We start from the raw sequence: 6,495 nt of genomic DNA on the forward strand, positions 1-6,495 counted from the left end.
ACATCATCGGTGACAGACAGAACAGACACACCACCCAGGACACATCACCAGCGTCCTCGGTATCAGGAACTACACCCGACGTATCACGAAGAGCCCACAACCCCCCACCAGCANCCCGCGGACACTCCGCCCGACTCCCGCCACAGCCACGACACCGCCACACGGCGGAACCAGCCCCTCCACGCCATCGCCGAATACTTACCCGAGCGAAGTGGTTGTAACAACCGGGGCAGGCGACGAAACACCCGTTTCCGGCCGTCAAGATGATGCTGCGACGCATTCGTCCTTCTCAAGGTCAAGCCAACCAGGGATGTCCTTTACCGCGAAGCGGTCAAAACGGCCCGATAGAGTTTTTCGTACTCGTTGGTCATGCGGCCCAGTGAGTAGAGTTCCGCGGCGAGCCTCCTGCACCCTTCCCTGTCCACCTCCGTCACCTCCGATAGCAGGCCAGGAAAGGAATCGTCGCATCCGGCTATCAGGCCGCCTTCGCCGTTCCGGACTACCTCGGGGGCCGCGCCGGACTGGGTGCCTACGATCGGCGTGCCGCAGGCCATCGATTCGATGGCAACCAGTCCGAACGGCTCGGGAAGGATGCTTGTGATGACCGTCGCCCGCGCGCCGCCCAGGAGACGCACCTTGTCCGAAAACCCGAGTTCACCGAGATACTGCACCTTCTCGCCGTCGATCCGTGGGGAAATCTCCCTGGCGAAGAACTCTCGGTCGGCAGGCTTGATTCTGCCAGCTATTCTGATCTGAATACCCGCGCTCAACGCAGCTTCGATGGCAAAGTGAGGTCGCTTTTCAGGGCGGAGGCGCCCCAGGAAGGCAACATACGGAGGGGATTCCGGCTGCCCACGGAAGGGGAATTCATCGATGTCCAGTCCGTGGCGTACCCGAGAATACCAGCCGACGGAGGGGTCGGAAAGACGCTGGTAGTCGCTGATCGCGACATATTTGTTATCGATCACACTCGATAGCAGTCGGCGGTTGTCGGCATTGACGTAGCAGTGCACCGTGTGCAGCGTCTTACTGCGTATTTCACGTAAGGCCACCGCTCCCAACAAGCCGGAGTTCGAGTGGAGATGGGAGTGGATGATGTCGAACTCGTCCGCTCGGCTCAGCACTTCGACCATCTGTGCAAGGCGAATAGCCTCGGGCTCGACGACGACGGAGTCGGCATTAAGCGAGCGCGGGTGGACCGCTACGAGCCTACCGGCCGGCGTTGAGTCACCGGAAGCGAATACCGTGACGTCATGACCTCTCCGCGTGAGTTCCTGTGAAAGGCTTGCGACGAGAGATTCGACCGCACCATATCTGGCGGGCGGAACAGGCTCCCACAGAGGCGCGACCTGTGCAATCCTCATAACAACTCCCGACTGGAGTGCCAATTCCGCGGCAGGGGATAGCGAAAACGTCAGTCGAACGCCGCGAGCCCCTCTCTCAAGCCTTCGCGGATAACCGTTGCGCAGCGGGTGATCTCGGCTTCCATGACCGGAAAGGAAAACAATCGGATGTACTCCGCGATGTTCGACTCATAGATCCGCGGATTTATGCCGTGCTGCCGGAGCACTTCAGGCCACAGAGGCAGCATCCAAACATGGAAGTGCGGCCGGACGAACTTGTCTTCCTGGTAGGTCTGAACCGCGGCAAGCTTGAGATCGTCGCGCATGATCGTACGGACAGCCCTCATCACGGTCATGGTCCTCAACGCCAACTCAAGCGGAAGATCGGCGATCGTGGCGAGATGCGGCCGAACGCCCACCACCATGAATCCGGGAACCGGCCATTCCGCGTCTTGGCGGACGGTCAGTTCCCCATCGTCGTAGACCGGCCGCAGAATCGACGGCAAGTCGCCCTCATTCTCGTTCATGAAACAGCCGCGGCAGAGGTTCGCACGAACAATGTGACGACGGCCGTCAAGAAAGTCCAACGCCCTCATGTAGGCCAATTCCAACCCCCGCGCCTGTTGAGCGAGATGAAGGGACGGCCAAGGCTACCAGCGATGCGGAGCCCGTGAGACGATTTTCTCCATGACCGACCTGCTCGTGGTTGTGCCGCACCCGGACGACGAGACGCTCTACGCAGGTGGCACCATCCGACAGACCACCCGCCGGGGCCATCATGTGACCGTAGTCACGCTCACCCATGGCGAAGCGGGCCGGACGCTCGGCGTGTGCAGCGCTTCCGAACTCGCCACCCACCGCCGACGCGAGTTCGAGACAGCCATGTCGGTACTCGGCGTCACGGACGCATTCTTACTGACCTACCCGGACGGCACCCTTGGGGAGAATCTCGCCCGCGTCGCCGAAGAACTCTGCGACCTCGTTAACGATCGAAAGCCTCACGAGATCATCACGTTTCCGGCCAACGGGATGAACGGACACCCCGACCACGTGGCCAGCCACCATGCCACCCTGGACGCGGTTCGGCGAAGCCAATGGGAGCCGGCACGGCTACTCACCTTTGCCGACCCGACCGAGTACCGGCAAGATCCCCGCCCTGGCTACCTGCCGCCCACGGAGGTCAATCGACTGCGGGTACCACCGAATCGGTGCCATGACATCTCGGATGTAATCCCTGACAAGCTCCGCGCGCTGGGCAGCTACGAGACCCAGGCGCGGAGCGTAGTCAAGTTTCTACGTCTTCACCCCGAATGGTTCACGACCGAAATGTTCCACGAACAGGCACGGTAGAACGAAGTCACAGACTGCGGCGGAGACGCTCCACCGTCTTGGGTAGATCCGTGATGTCGACCTCGGTCACGACCGAGCGGTCCCGAGCGCGGACTTCGACGATCCCTTCTGCTGCACGGCGCCCTATGACAACCTGTACCGGACACCCAATCAGATCGGCATCCGCGAACTTCACTCCGGCGGAACTTCCGAGCCGGTCATCCACGAGGATGTCAAGCCCTTCCGCCTCCAGAGGCCCGGCGACCGATCTGACCACATCCCAATCGATCTTCCGGCCCAGCGGAATCACTTCTACGTCATAGGGGGCGAGCGCCGCCGGCCACACGACGCCATTCTCGTCGTGGTGCTGCTCGATCACGACGGAGAGAATCCGGCTGATGCCGATGCCGTAGCACCCCATCACCATAGGCGCGTCTCTGCCGTTGTCGTCAAGGAACGTCGCGCCCAGCGGCACGGAATACTTGGTGCCGAGCTGGAAGATGTGCCCGACCTCGACCGATCTTTCGACCGCGAGCGGACCCGTGCCATCCGGAGACGGGTCACCCGGTCTGACATTGGTCACGTCTGCGTACTCGTCCGGCTCGAAGTCACGTCCCCGGTTGCACCCAGTGACGTGATAGTCAATCTCGTTCGCACCGGTACACCAGTCCCGTCCGGCCGCCACGTGATGATCCGCGACGATCCGGCTTACATGGGGCGAGAGCCCCTGCGGCCCGACGTACCCGCGGACCAGGCCGGGGCTGGCCGCAAAGTCGTTCTCATCAAGGAGCGTGGGCGCCGCCCCGAGAACCGTCGTGAGCTTGTACTCGTTGATCTCCCGGTCGCCCGGACAGAGGGCAGCTACGATCTGAGCCCGTTCGTCACCAGAGCGCGGGATCTTGTACAGGACGCATTTGAGAATCCGGGCTGCCGGTATGTCCAGATGCGCGGCGAGTTCCTCGACTCCCGGAACCCCGGGAGTGTGGACCCGCTGGAGCGGCTGTGTCCCAGGCTCCACCTCGACGGGCCGCTGACTCGACGCGGCCTCCATGTTCGCGGCATAACTGCCGTCCGGGGCATAGACGAACAGATCCTCACCGATCTCGCTCGGGGCCATGAACTCGTGGTTCACGTCTCCCCCGATCTCGCCAGCCTGAGCCTCCACCGCTCGAAAGCGAAGCCCACAGCGGGTGAACACACGCTCGTAGGCGTCGTACATCACGCCGTATGTCTCTCGGAGCGAGTCCAGACCGGTGTGGAAGCTGTAGGCGTCCTTCATGACGAAGTCACGCGCACGAATGAGGCCAGACCTCGGCCGAAACTCGTCCCGGTACTTGGTCTGAATCTGGTAGACGCTCAGCGGCAGTTCCCGGTAGCTGCTGATCTCGTTCGCGATGAGGCTGGTCACCAGCTCCTCGTGAGTGGGACCAAGGCAGAACTCCGCCCCTTTGCGGTCCACCACCCTGAACATCAGGTCGCCGTAGTTGGCCCACCTGCCGGTCCGCTCCCACAACTCCCGAGGCATCAACGCCGGCATCAGAAACTCCTGGCAACCGGCCGTCGCCATTTCCTGCCGAACGATCTCCTCGACTTTACGGAGAACGCGAAGCCCGAGAGGGAGATAGGTATAGATCCCGGAAGCCACCTTCCGGACATACCCACCACGAACCAGCAGCTTGTGATTGACCGTCTCAGCCTCGGCGGGATCGTCGCGAAGTGTTCGCGCGAAGACACGAGAAAGATGATCCACGGGGACAGACCTCCGTCACTGGAAAGTAGCCGACCGACGGCGACAGGCCGTCACGCACCGAACGACGCCGAGCCAGCCCTTGACGGGCGGCTCGGCTAGATCGGTCGACGTGCGGCCTCGACGGAGCCCACCGGGAGATCCCCTTTCAACCTGATGCCGTACGTTCAGCGAAGCCTCGCGGAGCCACGCTGGCAGCTTTGCGACCAACTTACCGCCTCCGACAGCAGCGGCGGCAGGAGCCCTCGCCGGCCTGGCGACCGTTCATCGCCTCCCAGGACGGCGGCGCGGAGAGAGGCGCTGGGGTACCACAGGTCACCCGACCATCGGCCGCGAGCGGGCGGCCTGGCTCGGCTGTCGGCGGCCGGACTACTCGTGGGCATCGTTGCTCCGCGCGATCCATCGAAGCGGCGTGACAACGGTCGTTGCCGGCGAGCGGTCCGACAACCGCGGTTGCCACCCAAGATCGCTGTGCAGGTCAGACGCCCAGCGGAAGATAGCCATGGTGGACTAGTCAATGTGGACCATTGATCGCTGGCATCGGCCGCGCGTGTCACAGCGTCGCAGGCCAGCGCCCTGGTGTCGCCGATGTGCTGTGTCGCTGGCTTTGCACGATCCCGCTGTGCCATCGCATCCTGGCTCATAGGGGGCGTTTGCTCGCACGGGTCCGCGCGCCCCGTCCGAGCTGCCGAGATCGTGCACAGCGTGCCGCCGTCACGGCGCGGGCAACGGCGCCCCCGTGACGGTGGCACTTCCCGCTGGCCTGTCGGCCCCGCATGCTCGGCCCGCCAACGAGTCCACGGACGCGGCAGGACGGGGAAGAGGGGACCGGAAGGGCGGTTCGGCGTGCCAGCGTGGCTCTCAGCCGCCATGGCGGGCAGGTATGGCGAAGGCCCCCGGCGGATGCCGGGGGCCTTCGTCGGTGGTGGGGGGCTACCGGGGGTCGTTGAGGTCTCGCCACACGATCCGTACGCGCTGTGCCTTGTCGCCCTCGACGGTTCCGTCCCCGCCGACGATCACGCCGTCGATCAGTTGGGTGAGGATGACCCGCTTGGCGGCGATGTCCTCGCCGAGTCCGTCCCAGCCCGCGGCGCCGTTCACGGGCAGCGTGGCGCGCCGTCGCGCGCTGGTGTGCCTGCGGGCCTCGGCCTCGCGGATCTGGCGGACGATGGCCTTGTGGGCGTCGTCGTAGGCGTCGTCGTCCATCTTCCCGGACGCCCACCGGTCCGCCAGCGCGCTCTTGCGGGCCTCCAACGTCGCCAGCTCGGCGGCCCCAGGGTCCTCCGTCGCGGCGGGCTGGAGAACCAGTTCGTCCAGACGCCCCCGCACGGCAGCGGAGACCAGCCCGACGAGGACGTCCTCCCCGATGCGGACCTTGGCCGGACAGCGGCCGTCACGCCGCTGGCAGTAGAGGCGGGTGCCGTTCGTGCCGTTCCCGGTCAGTTTGTGCCCGCAGGACGCGCAGTAGACGAACCCCGCCAGCAGGCGCCGCACCTTCTGCGCATCGGTGTTGGTCCGCCGCCGTGCGTCGGTCAGGATCGCCCGGATCTGCTCCCACGTGTCGACGTCCAGCACAGCGGGCCACGCCGCCGGGCCCATGACCGCGATGGCGCCCGTGCTGCGCCGCGTGCTGCGGGTCTGGTAGCCGCGCATCCCGATCAGACGCGGGTTGACCATCATCTCCTTGAGTGTGGTCGGGTCCCACGGACGGCCCGTCACGGTCGCCACACCGTCCGCCTGAAGCTGCCGCGCGATGGCGCCCAACGGCACGCCCTCCAGCACGTCGGCGGCGATACGGCGGATGACCGCCGTCTCCTCGGGGATGACCGCGTGGAAGTCCCGTACGGGCTTGCCGGTGTGGTCGGTGGCGACGATCGGCCCGTAGCCGTAGGCGCGGCGTCCGCCGTGGTGGCGGCCCTGCTCTGCCCGCTGCTGGGCGGCCCGCGAGACACGCTCCGCCGTGCGTTCGGCCTCGCCCGCATCGATCGAAAAGATGATGTCCGCCATCATCCGGCCGTCNGCGGAGGTGAAGTCCATGGTGGTGCCCCGGACCGGAATCAGCCGGACGTTGCGGGC

5 protein-coding genes are annotated in these 6,495 nt (G+C 65.0%); 1 reads left to right on the forward strand and 4 read right to left on the reverse strand.

What is annotated here, in order from left to right:
• Nucleotides 1–317 precede the first annotated feature (317 nt).
• Nucleotides 318–1,364: a glycosyltransferase family 4 protein gene (locus tag BMG523DRAFT_RS21385; RefSeq protein WP_083494919.1), complete on the reverse strand. Its 1,047-nt coding sequence runs from the start codon at nucleotides 1,362–1,364 to the stop codon at nucleotides 318–320.
• A 50-nt stretch (nucleotides 1,365–1,414) separates the two neighbouring features.
• Nucleotides 1,415–1,870: a hypothetical protein gene (locus tag BMG523DRAFT_RS21390; protein ID WP_152987890.1), complete on the reverse strand. Its 456-nt coding sequence runs from the start codon at nucleotides 1,868–1,870 to the stop codon at nucleotides 1,415–1,417.
• Nucleotides 1,871–2,030: 160 nt separating this feature from the next.
• On the opposite strand from BMG523DRAFT_RS21390, the gene BMG523DRAFT_RS21395 reads away from it, so the two are divergent.
• Nucleotides 2,031–2,693: a PIG-L deacetylase family protein gene (locus BMG523DRAFT_RS21395; RefSeq protein WP_043592185.1), complete on the forward strand. Its 663-nt coding sequence runs from the start codon at nucleotides 2,031–2,033 to the stop codon at nucleotides 2,691–2,693.
• 7 nt (nucleotides 2,694–2,700) lie between these two features.
• Here BMG523DRAFT_RS21395 and BMG523DRAFT_RS21400 read toward each other — a convergent pair whose 3' ends face one another.
• Together BMG523DRAFT_RS21400 and BMG523DRAFT_RS21405 are read right to left on the reverse strand one after the other, a co-directional pair.
• Nucleotides 2,701–4,422, reverse strand: coding sequence for a proline--tRNA ligase (locus tag BMG523DRAFT_RS21400; RefSeq protein ID WP_043592187.1), 1,722 nt, complete (start codon nucleotides 4,420–4,422; stop codon nucleotides 2,701–2,703).
• A gap of 930 nt (nucleotides 4,423–5,352) precedes the next feature.
• A partial coding sequence (locus tag BMG523DRAFT_RS21405) for a recombinase family protein (RefSeq protein ID WP_043592188.1) occupies nucleotides 5,353–6,495 on the reverse strand: 1,143 nt, incomplete at its 5' end.

This window comes from Frankia sp. BMG5.23 (assembly GCF_000685765.2).
Lineage (GTDB): Bacteria > Actinomycetota > Actinomycetes > Frankiales > Frankiaceae > Frankia > Frankia casuarinae.

Excerpts from the sequence above, each read along its gene's own strand:
- BMG523DRAFT_RS21395 (WP_043592185.1), top strand. The coding sequence starts at position 2,031 with ATGACCGACCTGCTCGTGGTTGTGCCGCACCCGGACGACGAGACGCTC.
- BMG523DRAFT_RS21390 (WP_152987890.1), bottom strand. The coding sequence starts at position 1,870 with ATGAACGAGAATGAGGGCGACTTGCCGTCGATTCTGCGGCCGGTCTAC.
- BMG523DRAFT_RS21385 (WP_083494919.1), bottom strand. The coding sequence starts at position 1,364 with ATGAGGATTGCACAGGTCGCGCCTCTGTGGGAGCCTGTTCCGCCCGCC.